This window comes from Salinisphaera orenii subsp. orenii MK-B5 (assembly GCF_003788635.1).
GTDB classification, from domain to species: Bacteria; Pseudomonadota; Gammaproteobacteria; order Nevskiales; family Salinisphaeraceae; genus Salinisphaera; species Salinisphaera orenii.
Genome location: NZ_AYKH01000040.1, coordinates 96,812 through 117,421 on the forward strand (window position 1 = coordinate 96,812; position 20,610 = coordinate 117,421).

Annotated in this window: 19 protein-coding genes; 5 read left to right on the forward strand and 14 right to left on the reverse strand. The window is 66.4% G+C overall.

All coding sequences use genetic code 11. The features are described 5' to 3' along the window. Positions 1–62: 62 nt before the first annotated feature. The 3 genes from SAOR_RS13435 to msrB form a co-directional block, all read right to left on the reverse strand. A complete protein-coding gene (locus tag SAOR_RS13435) occupies positions 63–1,223 on the reverse strand; it encodes a baeRF3 domain-containing protein (protein WP_123631888.1) in 1,161 nt (386 codons plus the stop codon). A gap of 538 nt (positions 1,224–1,761) precedes the next feature. Further along, positions 1,762–2,289, reverse strand: a complete 528-nt coding sequence (msrA, locus tag SAOR_RS13440) for a peptide-methionine (S)-S-oxide reductase MsrA (protein WP_123589505.1) — start codon at positions 2,287–2,289, stop codon at positions 1,762–1,764. Beyond that, positions 2,289–2,735, reverse strand: a complete 447-nt coding sequence (gene msrB, locus SAOR_RS13445; RefSeq protein WP_123631889.1) for a peptide-methionine (R)-S-oxide reductase MsrB — start codon at positions 2,733–2,735, stop codon at positions 2,289–2,291. The genes msrA and msrB overlap by 1 nt, the downstream gene beginning before the upstream one ends. A 215-nt stretch (positions 2,736–2,950) precedes the next feature. Here msrB and SAOR_RS13450 point away from each other — a divergent pair, with 215 nt between their 5' ends. Further along, positions 2,951–3,547, forward strand: coding sequence for a hypothetical protein (locus SAOR_RS13450; protein WP_123631890.1), 597 nt, complete (start codon positions 2,951–2,953; stop codon positions 3,545–3,547). Here the strand turns inward: SAOR_RS13450 and SAOR_RS13455 are convergent. From SAOR_RS13455 to SAOR_RS13480, 7 genes are all read right to left on the reverse strand, one after another. Continuing rightward, positions 3,544–4,656 (reverse strand): hypothetical protein, encoded by a 1,113-nt coding sequence (locus SAOR_RS13455; protein ID WP_123631891.1) that lies wholly within the window; start codon positions 4,654–4,656, stop codon positions 3,544–3,546. The two genes, SAOR_RS13450 and SAOR_RS13455, sit on opposite strands and share 4 nt — an antisense overlap. Then, positions 4,653–5,729, reverse strand: coding sequence for a hypothetical protein (locus tag SAOR_RS13460; protein WP_123631892.1), 1,077 nt, complete (start codon positions 5,727–5,729; stop codon positions 4,653–4,655). The genes SAOR_RS13455 and SAOR_RS13460 overlap by 4 nt, the downstream gene beginning before the upstream one ends. A 55-nt stretch (positions 5,730–5,784) precedes the next feature. Continuing rightward, positions 5,785–6,522 carry a hypothetical protein gene (locus tag SAOR_RS13465; RefSeq protein ID WP_123631893.1) on the reverse strand — a complete coding sequence of 246 codons (738 nt, stop codon included), beginning with the start codon at positions 6,520–6,522 and terminating at the stop codon, positions 5,785–5,787. A 277-nt stretch (positions 6,523–6,799) separates the two neighbouring features. Next, entirely contained in the window at positions 6,800–7,486 is a 687-nt protein-coding gene (locus tag SAOR_RS13470; RefSeq protein WP_184947113.1) for a YceH family protein, read from the reverse strand. A gap of 128 nt (positions 7,487–7,614) precedes the next feature. Next, a complete protein-coding gene (locus SAOR_RS13475) occupies positions 7,615–9,213 on the reverse strand; it encodes a sodium:solute symporter family protein (protein WP_123631894.1) in 1,599 nt (532 codons plus the stop codon). Positions 9,214–9,222: 9 nt separating this feature from the next. Further along, on the reverse strand, positions 9,223–9,372 hold the full coding sequence (locus SAOR_RS16850) for a hypothetical protein (RefSeq protein ID WP_185015693.1): 150 nt from the start codon (positions 9,370–9,372) through the stop codon (positions 9,223–9,225). A 52-nt stretch (positions 9,373–9,424) separates the two neighbouring features. After that, positions 9,425–10,645 (reverse strand): Zn-dependent hydrolase, encoded by a 1,221-nt coding sequence (locus SAOR_RS13480; RefSeq protein ID WP_123631895.1) that lies wholly within the window; start codon positions 10,643–10,645, stop codon positions 9,425–9,427. 191 nt (positions 10,646–10,836) lie between these two features. Here SAOR_RS13480 and SAOR_RS13485 point away from each other — a divergent pair, with 191 nt between their 5' ends. Beyond that, positions 10,837–11,808, forward strand: coding sequence for a LysR family transcriptional regulator (locus SAOR_RS13485; RefSeq protein WP_123631896.1), 972 nt, complete (start codon positions 10,837–10,839; stop codon positions 11,806–11,808). 18 nt (positions 11,809–11,826) lie between these two features. Here SAOR_RS13485 and SAOR_RS13490 read toward each other — a convergent pair whose 3' ends face one another. Then, positions 11,827–12,177: a TraR/DksA family transcriptional regulator gene (locus SAOR_RS13490; protein ID WP_123631897.1), complete on the reverse strand. Its 351-nt coding sequence runs from the start codon at positions 12,175–12,177 to the stop codon at positions 11,827–11,829. A gap of 114 nt (positions 12,178–12,291) precedes the next feature. Here SAOR_RS13490 and SAOR_RS13495 point away from each other — a divergent pair, with 114 nt between their 5' ends. Further along, entirely contained in the window at positions 12,292–12,879 is a 588-nt protein-coding gene (locus SAOR_RS13495) for a histidine phosphatase family protein (protein ID WP_123631898.1), read from the forward strand. Positions 12,880–12,964: 85 nt separating this feature from the next. Here SAOR_RS13495 and sbcB read toward each other — a convergent pair whose 3' ends face one another. From sbcB to SAOR_RS13510, 3 genes are all read right to left on the reverse strand, one after another. After that, the gene (gene sbcB, locus SAOR_RS13500; RefSeq protein ID WP_123631899.1) at positions 12,965–14,407 is read right to left on the reverse strand and encodes an exodeoxyribonuclease I; all 1,443 of its coding nucleotides are present in this window, start codon (positions 14,405–14,407) and stop codon (positions 12,965–12,967) included. Beyond that, a complete protein-coding gene (locus SAOR_RS13505) occupies positions 14,404–16,326 on the reverse strand; it encodes an ABC-F family ATP-binding cassette domain-containing protein (protein WP_123631900.1) in 1,923 nt (640 codons plus the stop codon). The genes sbcB and SAOR_RS13505 overlap by 4 nt, the downstream gene beginning before the upstream one ends. A 266-nt stretch (positions 16,327–16,592) precedes the next feature. After that, a complete protein-coding gene (locus tag SAOR_RS13510; RefSeq protein ID WP_123631901.1) occupies positions 16,593–17,915 on the reverse strand; it encodes a DEAD/DEAH box helicase in 1,323 nt (440 codons plus the stop codon). A 302-nt stretch (positions 17,916–18,217) separates the two neighbouring features. Here SAOR_RS13510 and SAOR_RS13515 point away from each other — a divergent pair, with 302 nt between their 5' ends. After that, positions 18,218–19,306 carry a CNNM domain-containing protein gene (locus SAOR_RS13515; protein WP_123631902.1) on the forward strand — a complete coding sequence of 363 codons (1,089 nt, stop codon included), beginning with the start codon at positions 18,218–18,220 and terminating at the stop codon, positions 19,304–19,306. A gap of 219 nt (positions 19,307–19,525) precedes the next feature. Further along, positions 19,526–20,041, forward strand: coding sequence for a molybdenum cofactor biosynthesis protein B (moaB, locus tag SAOR_RS13520; RefSeq protein ID WP_123631903.1), 516 nt, complete (start codon positions 19,526–19,528; stop codon positions 20,039–20,041). Positions 20,042–20,610 lie beyond the last annotated feature (569 nt).

Consider the following 20,610-nt stretch of genomic DNA (forward strand, 5'->3'; position numbering starts at 1 on the left):
CGCGGGCGGCGCCGAACACACGGCCGGGACGGGGGCGCCGCCCCAGCCGTGCAGTCGCCGTTTCACTCGGGCTGCATGGCGTAGCGCAGCACCGCGGCGACGCCGGTGTCGGTGGGCATCCGGTCGCCGGGGATGAAGCGCACCTCGCCATCGGCGCGGATCACGAATTCGGCGATGGCGTCGAGCACGTCATCCGTGCGTCCGTCGCCGGCAGCGCCGCGCTCGACCCGGCCGCTGTTGCCGTCGATCGTGCCTTCGACCCGCGCCTCTTCGTCGATCAGCAGCGTCTCGATCTGGCCGATCGTGGCCGCGTAGGCGACCTTGTCCAGCGCGCTTTCGCCTTCCTGGTGGGCCTGGCGCTCCTGATAGTGCTCGATCCAGCGCTCGACCTGCGTGCGCGACGCCTGCTCGGCGATCGGCCACGTCAGCTCGCCCAGCCGGCTCTGGCGGATGGCCTCGAACGGGTCCTGATCCAGCCCCGTCTCCAGCAGATTCGGGTTGCCGCTGACCTCGCGGAACAGGCCCTGATGCTCGGAGACCATCGCCAGGATCAGCGGCCGGTTGGTGCGGCCGTTGTGATGATCGCGGATGGCCTGATCGACGGCCTGGAAATACTGCTTGAGATCCGTGCTGTCGTTGCCGCTGCGGTCGAAGTCCTTGCGGTTGGCCGAGTTCTCGGTCTTGCCCAGCGCTTCGCCCATGTCGCCCGGGACATCGCTGTGGAGGTCCACTTCGGCGATGTTCTCGCGGTCGCAGTCGTAGAGGGCGACCTCCTGGAGACTCACGCACAGCACCTGATAGCGCATCCAGTTGGAGGTCTCGCGCAGGGCCGGGCGCAGGTGGAAGGAGTCGGCCACGATGCCCAGCGCCTCGTCGGGGCTGCGCATCATGCGGCGCACGAGGAAGCGCTCGGGCGAGACGAACACCGCCAGCCCGTACTGCTGATGCGTCCAGAACACCTCGTTGGTGCCCACCGATTCGAGCTGCTCGAGCAGCTCGGCGCGCACGTACTTGTCCATCTCGCGCTCGTCCAGCGCATCCCGCACCTTCTTGATCTGATCCTTATAGAGGATGCGGTTTTCCTCGCGATAGTTGGACACCGGCGAGGTCGGCACGTAGATCGTCACACAGGGCGACTCCTCGGCCAGCGTCAGCGCGTTGATATCGCGCCATTCCAGCATCGGGGCGTTGGTTTCGTGTTCTTCGTTGTCGTTGCCACTCATAGCGGTTGTCTGAACTCCACTGACTGAAAGATTCCTGTTCCGGTCGGCTCCGGCCGTCGTGCCGCCGAGATCCCGATATTTCAAGACCGGCCGTGGTGGCGTGACGGGCCGTGCTCAGGCGCACATCGCGGTCGTGATCGGATCGGTCGACCGGCGCCGGCGGCTTCATCAAGCCGAGGCCGCCATGCTGACCGTCTCGGGCCATCGACGCTATACGGGCGTACACGGAGGCGGCGCCAGGCCCGACGGGTGGCGTGGACCGATGGTGCGGGTAAATCCGGTGGCGGGAAGTCTTTATGGGCACACGCGGCCGGACCGGAATGGCCGTCGGCCGCGGCTGCCGACCCCTGCGTGCGATGAGCGTGGCTACCCGGCCGCAGGGGATGCCGTTGCGGTGTGCAGACCGAGCGCGCGTCGTACCGGTCGCAGCGCGTCTTCGGCGGGCAGGTTTGGTCCGCCGGCTTATCCGCGTCTGACACCCGACCGCCGCCGGTCGGGTGTCAGTCGCTTTCGGACGGACGCGGTGGCTGAACGCGCGTCACGCGCTCCGTTCGCTGCGGCGGGGCAGTCGCCAGTTCGGGCGCACGAAATGACAGGTATAGCCGTTCGGAAACTTCTCCAGATAATCCTGGTGCTCCGGTTCGGCTTCCCAGAAATCGCCGGCCGGCTCGACCTCCGTCACCACCGTGCCCGGCCAGATGCCGGAGGCGTTCACATCGGCGATGGTGTCCTCGGCGATGGCCCGCTGCTCGTCGTTGGTGTAATAGATCGCCGAGCGATAGCTGCGGCCCATGTCGTTGCCCTGGCGGTTCTTCGTGGTCGGGTCGTGGATCTGGAAGAAGAACTCCAGCAGTTCGCGATAGCTGATCGTGGCCGGGTCGAACACGATCTCGATCGCCTCGGCGTGATCGCCGTGGTTGCGATAGGTGGCGTTGGGCACGTCGCCGCCGGAATACCCCACGCGGGTCGAGACCACGCCGTCGTAGCGGCGGATCAGATCCTGCATGCCCCAGAAGCATCCGCCGGCCAATATCGCTCTTTCGGTTTGGGCCCGTTCGGTCGCCATCAGATGTCCTCCACTTGATCGATGTACTCGCCGTAGCCCTGCGCTTCCATTTCATCCTTCGGGATGAAGCGCAACGACGCCGAGTTGATGCAGTAGCGCAGCCCGCCGCGGTCGGCCGGGCCATCGGGAAACACGTGCCCCAGATGGCTGTCGCCGTGCGTCGAGCGGACCTCGGTGCGGGTCATGCCGTGCGAATCGTCCTGCAGCTCGTTCACGTGGGCCGGCTCGATCGGCTTGGTGAAGCTCGGCCAGCCGCAGCCCGACTCGTACTTATCGCTCGAGGCGAACAGGGGTTCGCCGGAGACGATATCGACGTAGATGCCCGGTTCCTTGTTATTCAGGTACTCGCCGGTGCCCGGCGGCTCCGTGCCGCTTTCCTGGGTTACCCAGTATTGGTTTTTGTCCAGACGGGAGATGGCTTCGGGATCTTTTGTGTAGGCTGCCATGAGGGTCCTCGAATTTTTGCCTTGGATGAATGTATGAAGGTTGTTCGTGCAAAATCAAGCAGGTGCAGCGTACGCCCTATTCTTTGGCTATGCGCGCAAAAAATAGTCTTCAGTCTTTTAGATCGTTTCCTCGTAATGCGAGCGTCGCTTGGTGCTGGCGCTTTGACGTTGTTTGAGGTTTACTTGATTCACCAAAGATCGAAGTCGGGGGCATCGTGGTTAAGCAGATCTGGCTATTCGCACTATTGTTGTTTGTTTGTCTAAGCAGCGCTCACGCCGAATCCATGACGGCGGCGGAGCTCATAGAGAAGGCGCGGTCGCAGTCGCGCGAGATAGAAGAGCTCAAGAAGATAATGGAGAGCCCGGACCGGAATCTCCGTCTTTCCGCGTTCGAGTTGATGATGAATAGCGACAATCCGATCTATCGAGAACTCGCGATAGAGTCTGGCCTGGCCAGCACGGATAGTCTTCTTCGGTCTCAGGCGCTGAAGGCAACAGTGTTCAATATGGATGCCCTTTATATCGATCTGACTGTGGACGAGAATGCGCCAGACGAGGCGGAAGAGAAAGCAAAAGCCGCGCTTGCTGCAGGCGTGCCCAGATTGATCATTACGATTAGATCAAAGGATCAAAAGAACGACTCTATGGAAGTAGCTACGAGGTACAGTGGTAAAGCGGAGATACAGGGTGTGAACTATGTTTTCCAAACCAGTGGTGAAGCTGGAACCTTAACGCTTAAGGACGGCGCGCTCTTGCAGGGCCCCGTAGCTATGGGCGGTAACCGCTATATCGGCTCCGTAAAGCTGCGTTAGTGAAGGGCTTTGATGCTTTTAAGGGAGACGCCTTCTTCCGTCTTGGGATAAAGCACTAGACGCACCACGCGCGGCCGAGTTGGCGCGAAGCGAAGTTCGATCCGGTCGTCGGGCGAAAAAGTCAGGTTCCCGCCCCAGACGCTGCGGGCGCTATGGAATTCGTCATCGCTGGCCAGAATCAGTTCCGCCGCGCGAGGTCGTAGCGCCTCGTCGATGGATGTCGCATCGATTGAAAGACCGTTAATCACCGTGCCGGCTTCCACCCGAAAATCCAGGGTCACCGGGCCACTCAAACTGGCCGTCAGCCACGGTTTGGAGCGTGGCTCGATCGCCAGTAAATTTTCGGCTTGATGCTCGGAAGAGGCGGCGGGCGCAGACCAGGCGGATAGTGTCAGAAGCTTCTGCGCGTCTTCGGTACTAAGTCGCGCTGCTGGTTCGCCGTCTACGCCGAATGTTTTTGTGCCTCTCTCGGCCAGTGCGGCCTCGGCCCGTTCGAGCATGCGATCCATCCGCATGACGGTGCCGACCCCGGAGTTCGTGCTTACGGAGAGAAGCATGCCGATCGGCGTATTGTCGGCGGCCATCAGCAGACTGCCGCTCATGCCCTTGCGCAGTACGCCTTGGGTTGAGGTCGGGCGCACGCGGATGAACTCTCTGCGGTCGTCGTCGAGCCAGACCACGGGCTCAAAACCCAGTGAGCCGTCCCCGTTGACGAAACGTAGTGCACCCTGGGTGCTTTCCGACAAACGGGCATCGACCGCACGGCTGAATGAACCGAGGTGATGTCCGCAATCACGGCTGATGCCTCCAACGATGGTTCCCAGGCTAAGATCGTCGCCGAGCGCTATCACGTCGACGAGATTTCCCAGGTTCGGCTGCGCAGTGCCGACGTATCGGAGCGATGGCGCATCGGCCTCGGCCACGACGTGCGAAGGTAGAAGGGCAATGCAACGATCCCCGTAGTGGGCGACGAACGCCTGCCCGATTTCGAGCGGAATATCTCCGAGCTTTCGAACGACCGCTTGATCAGATGCGGCATACGATAAAGCGCACCAGAGGATCAGAAAGACGGCGAAGGCGGCGTGCCGGGCGCGGCGGATGATGCTCATTGAGGAGGATCTTTCGGCTGGCGCTGGGGACGTTGAATGAGCCGGGTCGCTTCGGCGAGCGTTGCAAGGATCGAGAGGCCGCCAAAAAGCACTAGCGTGAATATGACGAGCCAGTTGTTGTGAGTCAGGCGTGCCCAGAAAGTGGGCTGAAACACGATTCCTGCTTCGCCGAAGCGTTCGATATTTACATGATTCGAGAGGCCAAAGGCGATGACCGAAATTTGTGGCCACTGCGTAGTCATGGCTTCGTGCGTAAGCCGAATGAACCCGCTCGCTGGAGCGCTTCCATCGTCGCCCGATACCTCGACTTTGTCCCCTGGTAGCAGGTTTATGGAATCTACAAGGCTGCGACCGCTGGCTTCTTCGTTCGACGCGCTGTACACATCGATCTGTCCTTCTTCCAGTAGCGCATGGCGCGTCGTCGTCACGTCCTGCCCAATACTCAACGCGCCTCTGAATGGAAAGACGAGAGACGTCTCGGGATTTCGTGAGCGCCACACCAGCGTGATGGTTCCGGGCAGCCGGGCTTGCAGATGGCCTGAACCCATGATTTCCAAGCCTTCATTTTCAGTGGATGAATTGGGGCTGACACGCGTGATCACGCGTCCGTCGCGCAGGCTGGCGAACTGCGCCAGGTAAGTGCTTCCACCAAAATGCCCGGCATCATTGAATTCCAGTGAGAGTTGTGGCGAAACGTCGGGAGTTTTTATTGGTTGGTAGGCATGCGGGCGTGATGAGCCGCACCAATCAGCCCGCGATCGCGGGTCGTCGAGGCTTTGGTAAACGTTCGATGCTTGTTCTAATTCCTGCCCCGTACAGAGAACCGCGTCCGAGATGTCCCACCGAGTCGGCTTGTTTCCGTCAAGTTCGACGCTTACGAGACGCGTTTCTGCGCGGAGAGAAAAAGGCCAGGTACCATCCTGGAATGTGGAATAAGCCGCGAAAAGGATATAAAAAAGGCTTGACCACTGCGCTAATCTCAGACCGAAAGCGGTAAAATAAAGCCATACATTGTCGCTTGCATCAATCGGGCCGTCCGTTCTGCGTTTGAACAGGTCGCAACGCTCAGCCAAGCGGGCTCGAAGTGGCGTTTTGGCTCGCATGTGATGTTGTGAGCTGAGCGCCGGATTATTCGTCGCTTTCAGCGCGCAAGTTAGACGAACTGGTCGCTACAGAGAGCGTGGCTGGAGGCAGGGGGCGGCCATACCGTTCGCGGTCAATTCGGATCTGCAAGTCGTTGTCGAGAGGCGCGGGCAGGTCGATATGGCACCAGAAGTCGAATATTGTCGTGCGGCCATCGTGGAGTGCCTGGCAGGTTCCCGTCTTGTCTATTGTCGGCGCCGAATAGAATACGTCGGTGGCGCCGAAGCCGTTGATCATCAGGTTGATCCCCGTGGAAGTGTCGTTCCCCGGGCCGTAAGGTGGAAGATAAACGTCACCCGGATCCTGGCAGTTCCCGGATAGAACCGATATCGCCAGATGCTCTTTCTCGTATTCTTTCAGTAGATCGAGTGCGGTCGATTCGCTATAAGGGAGGTTGACGGGTTCGTTATCGATGCTCGGCGGTAGAATATAGGTATTCCGAGATATATAAACGCCGTCTCGCGATTGAACCGTAAGACACACTTCCTCACTGTTCATCGAGCCGGGCGGTCTGAGCTGTATGCCAAGGATGTCGCTGCCTGAAAGAAGACTGCCTGTCGTCAGTCCGACAACCACGAAGCCGCTGACATTGACATCGGGCTGAATGGATTCCCAGAACGGGTTGGCTTTAAGTTCCGCCTCCGCGCTGTAGGCAGCGTTCGCTAGCGTAATGGATACGAGTAGCGCGAGAATACGTGGACGGGAAATCTTCCAGCGTGTCATACCCGGACTCCCTGTGACCCCTGCTAGGATCATATGAGAAACGGATAGACAAAGCTACTTCGAAAGAAAGACTAGCGCGATCCGGCATTAGAATTCGCAATGCGGCCCGAGTGGCGCCACTGATGGGCCACGCCACCTAGCCTCGCATTCTTGCCTAACTGCGATGCGCAGCGCAGTGGCAAAGAAGTAGATATAAACAATTATGGGCCTTCGCCAGGCGCAAGAGCTCGGGCTCAAGTTCATGATTTAGTGAAGAACGCTCGCGGAGCGTACGAAATCAGCCCGTTTCGTCCAGCCGTCGCCGAAGTTCGGCATTCTCCGATTCCAGCTCGCTGACCCGAGCTTCCAGCTTCGCAATACGCTGCCGGGCAGACTCCCCATCCCCCCGACTAACCGCCGCCTTGTCGGCATGCGCGGCGACGTCGACCGGCCCGCACAGCTGGTGCATCAGCTCCGCTTCCTTGCGCCCCGGCGTGCGGGGCAGCTGCACGAGCAGGGCGCTGTCGTCGTCGCCGATCAGCTCGGCCACGGCGTCGGTGACGGCGGCGTTGTCCTCGAAGGTGTGCAGGCGGCCGCTGCGGGCGCGCAGTTCGCCGGGGGTCTGCGGGCCGCGCAGCAGCAGCAGGGTGAGCACGGCGTACTGGGCCGGCTTGAGCTGCAAGTCGTTGTAGGTGGTGTTGCACAGGCGCTGCTTGTACTTCTCCACGCCGGTGCGGAAGTTCTCCTCGATGTGGATGAGGCTGCGGTCGCGCAGCCCGCGGGCGGTGCGTTGGACTTCGGCCGGTTTGAGCGCCATGACCGGCTCGCGGGCCGATTTCTGGTTGCAGGCGTTGGTCAGTGCGTTGAGCGTGAGCGGCATCTGGTCGGGCGTGGTGACGGATTTCTCCATCAGGCTGCCGATGAGGCGCGCCTCGACGTCGGTGAGCTTGGCAAGCATGGGCGTGGCGTTGTGGGGTCTCGCCATCATGCTAACCGCAAAGGCGGGTGCCGGCGTGACGGATGGCGGCGAGGGCGGCCGATGTGCGCCGATCGGTTTCGCCGCTCGGCGCCACGGCGGGAAAACGCGCCCGGCCTTGCCCGGGCGCGCTGCGATCAGAGCCCCAGCCGCACGAAGAAGAAGCCCCAGAGGCCGAAGGCGATGACGAGCATCGCGGCCATGACCCACCAGACACGGCGGTATTCGCGGATGAGTGTGGCGCCGCTGGCGTCGCTGTCGAGGAAGCGGCCGATGGTGATCTCGGCCATGCGCTGGCCCTTCATCTCCTCGTAGCGGGCCAGTTCGTAGCTGCTCGGCCGACAGGCGTAGCACAGGGCGACGAGCGTGGCGGTGCCGAGCACGAAGGCGATCATCAGGTTGTCGATGCCCGCGGGGTAGCTGATGACGTCGTGGCGCTCCAGTTCACCGAAGACGATGAAGCTGATCGAGCCGACGAGCATGCAGGCCAGCGCCGCGGTGGCGTTGGCGCGGCGCCATGTCATGGCCGCGACGATCGTCGGCAGCCAGGCCACGGCGAAGATGGAGCCGGCGTAGATCGATATCCAGTAGATGCCGGCGGGCCGGGCGATGGCGATCACGCAGACGATCAGCGAAACCACGATCTGGGAGATGCGCCCGGCGAGCACGCTGCGCTTTTCGCTGAGCCGTTTCTCGAAGAGCTTTTCGTAGAGATCGCGTGCCAGCGCGAAGCCGGTGAGCACGAACAGCGTGGAGGCCGTGGACATGATCGAGGCCATCAGGCCCGCCAGGCCCACGCCGGCGAGCACCGGGTTGGTATGGTCCATGAAGCCGACGATCATGGCGCGATCGGCCGGCTCGATCCCGGGCTGGATAACCTGCATCGCGCCGGCCGCGAGATAGACCATCAGCTGCATGGCCGGGGCGAAGAACACGCCGACGATGGCCACCTTGAGGATGACGAAGTCGTTCTTCGCCGGGAACACGCGCGAGACCAGCGCCGGCGTGCAGGCAAAGAACAGGATCCACACCAGGAACTGGGAGATCGACCAGCCCAGGCTGCGGTCATCGGCGCCGGCCAGCGTCCAGTAGCCGGGCAGGCGCTCGCCCAGGCCGCGCAGGTTCTCGAGGCCGGCCTGATCGATGAGCATCGGCGAGATGACGAAGGCGATCGCCAGCAGCGTGAAGAACATCATGGTGTCGGTGTAGACCACGCCGTACATGCCCGACAGGCTGCAGAAGACCATCAGCGCGGCGGTGAAGGCGACGATGATGACCGGAAACGGCACGTCGATGATCTCGGCCAGCACCAGCCCGGCGCCGATGAGCTGGATGATGCCGTAGCCGAGCAGGCCGATGACCATCAGGATCAGCGCGACCACGCTGACCCATTTGTTGTTGAAGCGCCGATCGAAGAAATCCATCATCGTCCGGCATTCCATGGCCTTCATCTTGCGGCCGATCCAGACCACGGCGACGAGCGTGCCCAGCCAGGCGCCGAAGGAGCCGAGCGCGCCGATGACCAGCGGCCCCTCGCTGTAGGAGATGCCGGCGATGCCCATCAGCGTGACCGCGCTCAAGAACGTCGCCGCCAGGGTGCCGGTGATGAGTACGGTCGAGCCGCGCTCGCCCATGACGTAGAAGTCCGCGCTGTTGCGGATGAACCGGGTCAGCCCCGCGGCGACGATCACGTAGGCCGCCAGCACGAGGACGAAGATCCAGAGGGTGATATCCATGACCGGGCCTCAGCGACGGTCGGCGGTGTTCGTCTGCTTGAGCCGCCGGATCGTGGGCCGGTACTCGCGCAGCAGGATGACGGCGACGACGGCGCTGGAGATGACCGTCGTCAGCAGGGCGTTGCCGAACAGCATCAGTACGTAGGGGTTGAAGTCCATGGCGCGGGGCCTCTTGCGTGAATCGGGATGGATGCGGAGCCTGCGGCGCGCATCAGGCGCGGCCGGCGCGAGCGAGCGCGGCGTTGACCAGCACGTCCGCGCCGATACGGGCGTGCTCGGCCTCGATGGATTCGGCCTCGTGGTGGCTCAGTCCGCCCGCACAGGGGATGAAAATCATCGCCGTGGGGCAGTGGCGCGCCAGGTGGAAGGCGTCGTGGCCGGCGCCGCTGATCATGTCCTGCCACCGGCAGTCCAGCGCCCGCGCGGCCTCGCGCACGTGGCCCACGCAGGTCTCGTCGAAGGGCAGGGCGGGGCTGCGCCAGTGCGGCTCGACGGCACAGTCCACGCCGCGGCGCTCGGCGACGGCCGCGAACCGCGCGCGCAGATCGTCGATGGCGGCGTCCACCACGGCGTCGTCGGGATGGCGCAGGTCGAGGGTGAAGCGCAGGTCGGCGGCGATGGTGTTGCGCGAGCCGTGCTCGACGTGGCACTCGCCCACGGTGGCCAGCAGACCGTCGGTCTCGGCCACGCGGCGCTCGATCGTCTGCGCGAGTTCGGCCGCGGCGAACAGCGCGTCGCGGCGCGCCGGCATGGGCGTGGTGCCGGCATGGCCGGCGCGCCCGGTGACCCGCACGTCCAGCCAGCGGATGGCCTGGCCGCCGGTGACCACGCCGATCTCGACGCCGTTGGCCTCGAGCACGGGGCCCTGCTCGATATGGATTTCGAAGAAGGCGTCGAAGTCGCGTGCCAGCGGCGTGTCGCCGGCCGCGCCGACGGTGGCCAGGCTGTCGCCCAGGGTGACGCCCTCGGCGTCGGCGCGCGCCAGCGCCTCGGCCAGCGGCATCGCGCCGGTGAACGCGGACGAACCGAGCATCGCCGGCGTGAAGCGCGCGCCCTCCTCGTTGGTCCAGTTGGCGATCTCCAGCGGCGCGCGGGTGGTGATGTCGTGTTCGTTGAGGGTGCGCACGGCCTCGAGCGCGGCCAGCACGCCGAGCACGCCGTCGAAGCGCCCGCCCCGCGGCTGGGTGTCGAGGTGGCTGCCGAGGACCACCGGCGGCACGGCTTCGGCCCCCGCGCGGCGGGCGAACTGGTTGCCGACGGCGTCGTGGTGGACGGCCAGCCCGGCCGCCTCGGCCCACTGCCCGAACAGCGCGCGCCCGGCGGCGTCCGCTTCGGTCAGCGCCAGCCGGCTGCTGCCGCCGTTGGCGGTGGCACCGATCTCGGCCATGGCCATCAGGCTGTCCCACAGACGTGGGCCGTTGGTTGCGGGCATCTGGACTCCCGGTGCGGCGCGGACATCGCGCGGATCGCTGTCTCGGGGCGGCCGCCGGGCGCTCGGCCCGCGGCGATCCCGTTCCCCTGTCTCAATCTAGCGACAGGCAGGCAGGATCAGTCAAAGCATGTAATATTATCTTGATGATTAGCGGGGGTAATAATCATGGTTTGCCCGCAGCGTGACGCCGTATGAGCGACCGGCGGCACGACGCTGACGGTTCCGGCCCCGGATCCGGGCACGGTCGGCGGGCGCTGGCTGCGCGGTTGGACTGGAATCTGATCCGCACCTATGTCGTCGTCGCGCAGGAGCTCAATATCAGCCGGGCCGCCGAGCGGCTGTTCGTCACCCAGCCGGCGGTCAGCCAGGCCATCAAGCGGCTGCAGGGCCAGCTCGGTTACACGCTGATCCGGCGCCGCGGCCCGCGCATCTCGCTGACCGCGGCCGGCGAGGAGGTCTATCGGATCGCCGGCGGCGTGTTCGCCGACGTCTCCAGCCTGGAGATGCCGGCCGGCGGCGCGGCCGAGCAGATCGTCGGTCGGATCAAGCTGCTCAGCGTCAGCCGCGTGCATTCCGCGCGCTACGATCGGTTTCTCGCCGAGTTCCACCGTCGGCACCCGCGCGTCGAGCTGGAGATCGAGGTCATGCGCGGGCACGATCTGCTGGTGGCGCTGCGCCAGAACACCGCCTCGTTCGGCATCGGTCTGTGCCGCGTGCCCACGCGGCTGATCGAGCGGCGGCTGATCATCCCCCAGCGCTATGCGCTGTTCTGCGGCCGGCCGCACTCGCTCTACTCGCAGGCGCAGGTCGATGTCGAGACTCTGCTGCACGAGGATCTGGTGACCTTCACCGGCGATCAGCTCGGCGACACGCTCTCGCCGCTGACCCTGTTTCGCGAGAACCACGGTTTTCAGGGCCGGCTGGCGGCCTCGTCGTCGAATCTGGAGGAGGTCTGTCGGCTGATCCGCTGCGGCTACGGCATCGGTTTTCTGCCGGAGGACGCGTTCCGGCGCGAGGTGGAGGTCGGTGACCTGCGCCGGCTGCCGCCCGCCGAAGGCCTGGCGGATGTCGACATCCATCTGCTCTGGAACAGCGAGCGGCCGCTGCGACCGGCCGAGGTGGTCTTCCGCGACGAGCTGCTGGCCGCCTTTTCGGGTGCCTGAACCGGGCCCGGCCCGTGCCTATTCGCGCGCCGCCGCACACTCCAGACAACGCAGCGTGGTGGGGTCGTGCCACAGGCGCGCGTTGCCGATGGGCTCGTCGCAGTCGATGCAGAGGCCGAAGTCCGGACTGTCCAGACGCCGGCGCGTGGCGGCGATGCGCTGCAGCGTCTGCTGGGCGCGATTGCGCGCAGCCCGGCTCATGGCCTGGGCCTGCATGGCGTCCATCCGCGACAGCCGGCCCTGGCGCGTCTGGTCGAGCTCCACGGCGTCGTCCGCGTTGGCGCTGTCGTCGAGATAGCGCCGTGTCTCCGCCTCGAGTTCGTCCAGTCGGGCGGCCAGGCGTTCGGGAGTCGGTGGGGTTTCGCTCATGCGCACAGGGTGACGCACTTCGCAGGCCCGACAAAGTCCTGTCGTCGCGCGGGGCGGCGGCGAGCCGGCCGCTGCGCTAGGCTCGATGCATCGCCGAACAACGGGTACGGGATGATGGGTGGAATCGCTCGATCGGGGCGGATAGTCGTGCTGGCCGCGGCGGTGCTGGCGAGCGTGTTCGGCGCCGGTACGGCGGCCGCCGCCGATGCGGCCGGACTCTGGCGCGGGCTCGCGGCCGGCGAGACGGTCGCGCTCATGCGTCACGCCAGCGCGCCGGGTCTGGGGGACCCGGCGAACTTCGCGCTCGACGACTGCGACACCCAGCGCAACCTGTCCGCCGCCGGCCGCGCCGAGGCTCGCGCGATCGGCGCGCGCCTGCGCGATCACGGCATCGACCACGCGGTGGTGCGTTCCAGCCGCTGGTGCCGCTGTCTGGACACCGCGCGGCTGCTGGACGTGGGCGAGGTCGTGCCCACGCCGGCGCTCGATTCCTTCTTCGAGGATCGCGAGGCCGGTCCGGGGCAGACTCGGACCGTGCGCCGGCTGCTGGCCGATGACGCCAGCGGTCGCCCGCGCGTACTGGTCACCCATCAGGTCAACATCACCGCGCTGACCGACGTGTTCCCGGCCTCCGGCGAGATCGTGGTGGTGCGTCCCGGGCCCGAGGGCCTGGCGGTGGTGGGGCGGATCGCGCCGCCCTAGCGGAGGGCCGGCCGCGCGGCCGTTCGAGCGGCGCGATGCAGTCGGCGCTGGCGGCCGGCGCGGCGCGTGAGGGCCGCTAACGTCGCTACAGGCGGCTGCGCTGTCTGTCGCTCCAGGCCTTGAGGTCGAGCAGCAGCTGCAGGCGCTTGGGCTCGCCCTGCACGCGTTCCATCAGCCCGGCGATCACCTCGTCGTACTCGTCCAGCGTCAGGCCGCCTTCGGGCGCGAATTCGAGGCGTTTGGACAGCCAGCGATGCCAGTCGTCGCGTTCGGCCTCGGCGAGCGTGTCCGGATAGTGGCGGGCGCGGTAGCGGAACAGCAGCTCGTTGAGACGGTTGTCGGCGAAGACGATCCCGCCTTCGGCCAGTTCAGCGGCATCGGTGTGGCGGACCCGTTCGGCGAGCTTGCGGTCGGCGTCGCCCACGAAGCCGTCGTAGAGTGCGGCGTCGGCGTCGCCTTCGGGCTCGAAGGTCTGGGCGTCGAACACCGCGGCGGCCTTGGCCTCGACTTCGGCCAGCCGGTCGTGGATCGCCTTCCAGTGGCGCCGGCAGCGGGCGATGTCCAGATGCAGCCGTTCGGCCTCGGCCTCGCGCATCATCTCGAACGGGGCGAGCACCGGGCATTTGTTCAGATGCACGCCCTTGAGGGCCACCCGCGGTGCGTCCTCGGGCAGATCGGCGGCGGGGGTGAAGATGCGCTCGTGGATCTCGTCCGGCGAGAGCTCCAGCAGCGGCGCCGGGTCGACGCGCAGATCGTAGACGATGATGCAGTTCTTGTTGGACGGATGCGGGGCGATCGGCATCACCGGCGACAGGCAGCCGTTGCTCGCCGGGAATTTGGACGAGACGTGCAGCGCCGGCTTGCGGGTTTCCATATCCAGCAGCCGGCGCGCGCTGTGCTTGTCGCGATTGGCGAGGACGTAGTCGAACAGCTTCGGCTGTCTGTCGCGGATCAGCCGCGCCAGGTCGATGGTGGCGTGGACGTCGGACAGGGCGTCGTGGGCGCGTTCCTGGGCGAGCTGGTTGGCCGCGGCCAGGTCCTCCAGCCGGAAACTCGGGGCGCCGTCCTCGCGCTGCGGCCATTCGATGCCGTCGGGGCGCAGGGCGTAGGTCAGGCGCACCATGTTGATGATGTCCCAGCGCGAGCAGTCGTTCTGCCACTCGCGGGCGTACGGATCGAAGAAGTTGCGCCAGAGCGTGTGCCGGGTGACTTCGTCGTCGAAGGCCAGGTTGTTGTAGCCGACGCTGCAGGTGCCGGGCACGGCCATCTCGGCGACGATGGTCTCGATGAACTCGGGCTCGGGCACGCCCCGCTCGAGCGCGATCTGGGGCGTGATGCCGGTGATCAGCGTCGCTTCGGGATGGCCGAGCGTGTCGGCCGTGGGCTGACAGTAGAGCACCAGCGGCTCGCCGATGACGTTGAAGTCGGCGTCGGTGCGGATGCCGGCGAACTGGGCGGGCCGGTCGCGCCGCGGATCCGCGCCGAAGGTCTCGTAGTCGTGCCAGAAGAAAGTGGGCGTCCCGCTCACGAGGCCAGGCTCGCGTCGTCGTCGCGCCGTTCAGTCTCCAGCGCCTCGGCGTTTTCCATCCACTGCGCCTCGGCGGCCTCCAGCTGCTTGCGCAGCCGGCCCTGTTCCTGCGACAGCCGCGCGGCCTCGGTGCGGCTGGAGTAGACGCTGGGTTTGGCCAGTTCCTTGTCCAGGGCGGCGAGTTTCTCCTCGAGCGTGCTCATCTCGCGCTCGGCCTGTTTCATGGCGTTGCGCATCGGTTTCTCGCGGCTGCGCTGGGCGGCGGCGTCGCGCCGGCTGCGGCCGCTGTCGCTACTACCACTGCCGGCCTTGCCCGCCGCCGCCGGAGCGGTCTCGCCCTCGGTGTTGCTGCGCTGGTTGACCAGCCACTTGGCGTACTCGTTCAGGTCGCCGTCGAAGGGCGCCATGTGGCCGTCGTCCACGCGCCAGAGCTGCTCGCAGGTGGCGTCGATGAGATGGCGGTCGTGGGCGACCAGCACCACCGCGCCGTCATAGTTCTGCAGCGCGATTTCCAGCGCGTGGCGCATGTCCAGGTCGAGATGGTTGGTCGGTTCGTCGAGCAGCAGCAGGTTGGGCTTTTCGTGCACCACCAGCGCCAGGGCCAGGCGCGCCTTCTCGCCGCCGGAGAACGGGCCGATGGGGTCCAGCGCCTTGTCGCCGCGGAAGTCGAAGCCGCCGAGGAAGTCGCGGATGTGCTGCTCGCTGGCCTTCGGGTCGGCGCGCTGCAGGTGGGTGGCCGCGCTCGCCGCGTCGTCGAGCTGTTCGAGCTGATGCTGGGCGAAGTAGCCGATGTTGAGATAACGGTCGAGCTGGACCTCGCCGGCCATGGGCGCCAGTTCGCCGGCCAGCATCTTCATCACGGTCGATTTGCCGGCGCCGTTGCGTCCGAGTACGGCGATGCGGTCGCCCGGCACGATGCGCAGCTTGATGCCGGCCACCAGCGGCGTGTCGTCGTAGCCGATGGCGGCGTTGTCGACGCGTACGAGCGTTTCCGGCAGCCGGTCGGGTGTCAGGAAACGAAACGAGAACGGCGTGTCCCAGTGCGCGGCCTCGACGGTCTCCATGCGTTCGATCTGCTTGAGCTTGCTCTGCGCCTGGCGGGCCTTGGTGGCCTTGGCGCGGAAGCGATCGACAAACGCCTGCAGTTCGGCCACGCGCTTCTGCTGGGCCTCGAAGGCGGCCTGCTGCTGCAGCTTGGCCTCGGCGCGCATCTTCTCGAAGGCGGAGTAGTTGCCGTTGTAGAGGGTCGCGCGGCCGTGCTCCAGATGCAGCGTGTGGCTGGTGACGCCGTCGAGGAAGTCGCGATCGTGCGAGATGATCAGCAGCGTCGCCGGGTGCGAGGCGAGATAGCCCTGCAGCCAGAGCACGGCGTCCAGATCGAGGTGGTTCGTCGGCTCGTCCAGCAGCAGCACGTCGCAGCGGCGCATGAGCGCGGCGGCAAGGTTCAGGCGCATGCGCCAGCCGCCGGAGAAGGCGTCGATGGGCGCGCCGTGGGTCTCCGGCGAAAAGCCCAGTCCATGCAGCAGGCGGGCGGCGCGGGCGTGGGCCGCGTAGCCGTCGATCTCGGCCATGCGGCCGTGCAGCTCGGCCAGGGCGAGGCCGTCGCCCTCGGCCTCGGCGGCTTCGAGCCGGCTCTGGATGGCGCGCAGCTCGGTGTCGCCGTCGAGCACGAAATCGAGCGCGGCCTGGCGGCCGGCCGGAGCTTCCTGGCGGACGGTGGCGATGTCCAGATTGGCCGGCACGTCGACATCGCCGGTATCGGGCGACAGCTCGCCGAGCAGGAGTGCGAACAGGCTGGACTTGCCGGTGCCGTTGCGGCCGACGATGCCCATGCGCTGGCCGGCGGGGATGCGCAGGTCGAGCCCTTCGATCAGCTTTTCCGTGCCACGCCGCAGCGTGACCTGTCTGAGACTAATCATGGTGTCTATTGTAAATCAGCTACCGGGACCGATCGCGGCCGGCCCCGGTTGAATGGGGCGGCGAGGCCTTTCGGCATCGACGCCGAACGTCGCGTTGTCGACCGGCGTGTCGGGCCGTGGCCCGTCTGTCGGCCGTTGTGGCCCCCGAGACGCAGGATCGCGGCGCGTGCGGTCCGCTCGTCGCCTGCCCGGCCGCGTGCCGGGTTGCCGGATGCCGCACCGGCGCAGGCCGGCGGGCGCGATGCACCCACCGGCCTCGGCGCCCGTCAGGAGCCGGCGCCGCCGCCCGAACGGTTGCCGCTGCGGTTGTTGCGGCCGCCGCGCTTGCGTCGCCGCTGGGCACCGCGGTTCCCGGGGTTGGCGTTGCCGGGAGCGCCGCCGCCGCGTTTGGGCGTGCGATTGCCGCCGTCGTTGTTCTGACGGCGCGGCGGGCGCTCGTCGGCCTCGTCCTCGGTCTCCGTCGCGCGCAGGTCCACGCCTTCGACGGTCATGCGCTCGATGGGATTGCCGATGAGCTTCTCGATGCCCTTGAGCAGCTTGCGCTCGTCGGGGCCGACCAGTGACACCGCGGCGCCGTCGGAGCCGGCGCGGCCGGTGCGGCCGATGCGGTGGACATAGTCCTCGGGCACGTTGGGCAGCTCGTAGTTGACCACATGCGGCAGCATCTCGATGTCGATGCCGCGGGCGGCGATGTCGGTGGCCACGAGCACCCGAACGGTGCCCTTCTTGAAGCCGTCCAGCGCCTTGGTGCGCGCGTTCTGGCTCTTATTGCCGTGCAGCGCGGCGGCGGTCAGGCCGTCGGTCTCGAGCTGCTTGCTCAGGCGGTTGGCGCCGTGCTTGGTGCGCGTGAACACCAGCACCTGCGACCAGTCGCCGTCGCGGATCAGATGCGACAGCACCGCGCGCTTGCGCGGCTTCTCGACCATCACCGCCTTCTGGACGATGCGCTCGGCGGCGGCGTTGCTGCGCGGGGCGACGTCGATCTCGGCCGGCTTGTCGAGCAGGCCGGCGGCGAGCTTGCGGATCTCCTTGGAGAAGGTCGCCGAGAACAGCAGGTTCTGGCGCTTGGCCGGCAGATACTTCAGCACGCGCTTGATGTCGTGGATGAAGCCCATGTCCAGCATGCGGTCGGCCTCGTCGAGCACCAGCGTCTGGATGTCGGACAGGTCGGCGTTGCCGTTGTTGAGGTGGTCGAGCAGACGGCCGGGCGTGGCGACGACGATGTCCACGCCCTTGTTCAGGGTGGAGATCTGCGGCTGATAGCCGACGCCGCCGAAGATGACGGTGCTGCGGATCGGGCTCGAGCGGCCGTAGGTCTTGACCGATTCGTTGACCTGGGCGGCCAGCTCGCGCGTGGGCGTGAGCACGAGCACCCGCGGCTTTTTCTGATGCGTGTCGCCGAGCCGGTGAAGCAGCGGCAGCGTGAAGGCAGCGGTCTTGCCGGTGCCGGTCTGGGCGGCGGCGAGCAGGTCGCCGCCGGCGAGCACGGCCGGAATGGCGCGCTCCTGAATGGGGGTGGGCGTGTCATAGCCGGCGGCGGCGACCGCCTCGAGAAGCGACGGCGCCAGGCCGAGTTGAGCGAAGGACATGGGGGTTCCTGTTTGGCTGCGGCGAGATTCAAGGTCACGACACCGGCTGCCGCATGGCATGATGACGTGAGATTCGCAGCCGTTCGCGCAAGTCGACAGTGCTGCGGCGGCCACACCCCGAGCGGGTCAGACACGCCGTCCGGACGGACGGGTGGTAAAGGCCGGCCGCAAAGTATACCGGTCACGGCGGCGAACCGATAGGGTGCGCGAACCAATCCAGGCGAGATCTGTCACAGACGCTCGGCCAGGGGACCGTCGCCGCGGCCCCCGCGCCGCTCGATGCCTCCAGGCGATACACGACTATGGCACTGCTTTTCTTCTATCTCTTTCTGGCACTGGGTGTGTCGTTCCTGTGCTCCATCCTGGAGGCGGTCCTGCTGTCGATCACGCCGTCCTATATCAGTCTGATGGAGAACAAGGGCGGCCAGGCCGGCGCGCGCCTCAAGCGCCTGAAGGACGACGTCGACCGGCCGCTGTCGGCGCTGCTCAGCCTCAACACCATCGCGCACACGGTCGGCGCCGCCGGCGTCGGCGCCCAGACCCAGGTGGTGTTCGGCAACCAGTACGTGGCCGTGGCCTCGGCGGTCGTGACGCTGCTGATCCTGGTGCTCTCCGAGATCATCCCCAAGACCCTGGGGGCGACCTACTGGCGCGGGCTGGCCCCGTGGGCGGCGGTGATTCTGCGCGGCATGGTCATCATGCTCTATCCGCTGGTGGTGATGTCGATGGGCATCACCCGCCTGCTCACGCCCAACGAGAAGGAGCCGAGCATCAGCCGCGACGAGTTCCAGGCGATGGCCGAGCAGGGCGAGGCCGACGGCGTGTTCGCCGATCAGGAGTCCGAGATCCTGCGCAATCTGCTGCAGGCCGACTCGCTGCGGGTCAAGGATGTGCTCACGCCACGGGTCGTGGTGATCGCGTTCAAGGACAATGCCACCGTCACCGAGGTGCTGGACACGCTCGGCGAGCGGCGCATCTCGCGGCTGCCGGTGTTCTCCGACGAAACCGAGGACATCACCGGCTTCGTGCTGCTGTCGGACGTGCTCATCGAGATCGCCCGCGACCGCCACGACACGCCGCTGTCGACCCTTCGGCGCGATGTGCTGGTCGTGCCCGAGTCGCTGTCGCTGTTCGGGCTGTTCCGGAATCTGCTCACGCGTCAGCAGCAGCTGTCCGTGGTCGTGGACGAATACGGTGGCATCGTCGGTGTGGCGACCATGGAGGACATCGTCGAGACCATGCTCGGCATGGAGATCATGGACGAGGGCGACGCGGTCGAGGACATGCGTGTCATGGCGCGCCAGCGCTGGCTGCGGCGCGCCCGCCGGCTGGGCATCGTCAGCGAGGACGACGAGCGCGTCGAACAGGCCGCGGCGCAGCCGCCGGCCTGAGCCGTCGGCGGCCGCGGTCGAGCGATTCCGCCCGCTCCCGCGCGGGGAATGGAATTCACGGGACGGTCCGCTACGTGCTGTCGCGACGCGGCCGCGCCGGTGATCGATCCGTCCCGCGTGCGGCCGGCCGCATACGAGTGGCCCGGCATGTCGTCCGCGATCGCGGACCTGATAGATTGATGCGTCCGCCCGGCCGTCGATACCACCGCGAGGCCCGCCATGACCGACGCATTCCTGCCCCTGCAGATCGCCGTGCTCACGGTCTCCGACAGTCGCACGGAGGCCACCGACAAATCCGGACGGCTGCTGGCCGAGCGAATCGAGGCCGCCGGGCATCGGCTGCATGACAAGGCCATCTGCCCCGACGATGTCCACGAGATCCGGGCACGGGTGGCGCGCTGGATCGCCGACGCCGCGCCGGATGTGGTCATCACCACCGGCGGGACCGGGCTGACCGGGCGCGACGTCACGCCGCAGGCCGTCGAGGTCTTGTTCGACCGGCGCATCGACGGATTCGGCGAGATGTTCCGGGTGCTGTCCTACGAATCCATCGGCACGTCCACGCTGCAGTCGCGGGCGCTCGCCGGGGTGGCCAAGGCCACCTTCATCTTCTGCCTGCCGGGCTCGTCGGGCGCCTGCGCCGACGGCTGGGACCGGCTGATCCGGGACCAGATCGACGCTCGGACCCGGCCTTGCAATCTGCACGAGCTGCTGCCGCGACTGACCGAGCGCTAGGGTTTGTTGAGGTTTCGTCCGAGCGCCGCATTGGCGTCCGCAAATCGTGTCCGGCAAGGCGCGAGCCGCCGGCTCTGGGCCTGACACGACCCGGGCTTGCAACGCCGTCGGGCGCCCCTAGTCGATCTTTCATGGGCGGTCCAACCCTTCGCCTTCGGGACAAGCGCCCAGAAAATCAACGACACGACAGCAATCCAGCGTTGTAGCACGCTGGTGCAGAATGACTGCACGGCGCGCCCTACGCCTCGTCTTGGCGCCCATGGTCGATTTTCAAGAAGCGCTTGGCGCGGACTGGTACGAAACCTCAACAGACCCTACGCGCCATCGGTCGTGCAGTCGGGCCGCTGTCGCCGGAACTGACGGCCCATCCGAATGGGTGATCCGAGCGGCGCTGTGCGACGGTCGGGGTGCGCACGCCGGAGGCAGCGCGCGTCAACGCGCGACGTAGCCGCCGTTGGATCGAGGCCTGCGGCGCGGCGGTGCGGCTGTTGTTCCACCAGTCCATCGGCACGTCCATACGGCAGTCGTGGGCGCTCGCCGGGTGGCCCCGGTTCTCTTCCATCTTCTGC

What these genes read in the sequence shown, in the direction of transcription:
- SAOR_RS13435 (WP_123631888.1), bottom strand. Translation starts at nt 1,223, where the DNA reads ATGAGTGGCAACGACAACGAAGAACACGAAACCAACGCCCCGATGCTG.
- msrA (WP_123589505.1), bottom strand. Translation starts at nt 2,289, where the DNA reads ATGGCGACCGAACGGGCCCAAACCGAAAGAGCGATATTGGCCGGCGGA.
- msrB (WP_123631889.1), bottom strand. Translation starts at nt 2,735, where the DNA reads ATGGCAGCCTACACAAAAGATCCCGAAGCCATCTCCCGTCTGGACAAA.
- SAOR_RS13455 (WP_123631891.1), bottom strand. Translation starts at nt 4,656, where the DNA reads ATGAGCATCATCCGCCGCGCCCGGCACGCCGCCTTCGCCGTCTTTCTG.
- SAOR_RS13465 (WP_123631893.1), bottom strand. Translation starts at nt 6,522, where the DNA reads ATGACACGCTGGAAGATTTCCCGTCCACGTATTCTCGCGCTACTCGTA.
- SAOR_RS13470 (WP_184947113.1), bottom strand. Translation starts at nt 7,486, where the DNA reads ATGGCGAGACCCCACAACGCCACGCCCATGCTTGCCAAGCTCACCGAC.
- SAOR_RS13475 (WP_123631894.1), bottom strand. Translation starts at nt 9,213, where the DNA reads ATGGATATCACCCTCTGGATCTTCGTCCTCGTGCTGGCGGCCTACGTG.
- SAOR_RS16850 (WP_185015693.1), bottom strand. Translation starts at nt 9,372, where the DNA reads ATGGACTTCAACCCCTACGTACTGATGCTGTTCGGCAACGCCCTGCTG.
- SAOR_RS13480 (WP_123631895.1), bottom strand. Translation starts at nt 10,645, where the DNA reads ATGCCCGCAACCAACGGCCCACGTCTGTGGGACAGCCTGATGGCCATG.
- SAOR_RS13485 (WP_123631896.1), top strand. Translation starts at nt 10,837, where the DNA reads ATGAGCGACCGGCGGCACGACGCTGACGGTTCCGGCCCCGGATCCGGG.
- SAOR_RS13490 (WP_123631897.1), bottom strand. Translation starts at nt 12,177, where the DNA reads ATGAGCGAAACCCCACCGACTCCCGAACGCCTGGCCGCCCGACTGGAC.
- SAOR_RS13495 (WP_123631898.1), top strand. Translation starts at nt 12,292, where the DNA reads ATGGGTGGAATCGCTCGATCGGGGCGGATAGTCGTGCTGGCCGCGGCG.
- SAOR_RS13505 (WP_123631900.1), bottom strand. Translation starts at nt 16,326, where the DNA reads ATGATTAGTCTCAGACAGGTCACGCTGCGGCGTGGCACGGAAAAGCTG.
- SAOR_RS13510 (WP_123631901.1), bottom strand. Translation starts at nt 17,915, where the DNA reads ATGTCCTTCGCTCAACTCGGCCTGGCGCCGTCGCTTCTCGAGGCGGTC.
- SAOR_RS13515 (WP_123631902.1), top strand. Translation starts at nt 18,218, where the DNA reads ATGGCACTGCTTTTCTTCTATCTCTTTCTGGCACTGGGTGTGTCGTTC.
- moaB (WP_123631903.1), top strand. Translation starts at nt 19,526, where the DNA reads ATGACCGACGCATTCCTGCCCCTGCAGATCGCCGTGCTCACGGTCTCC.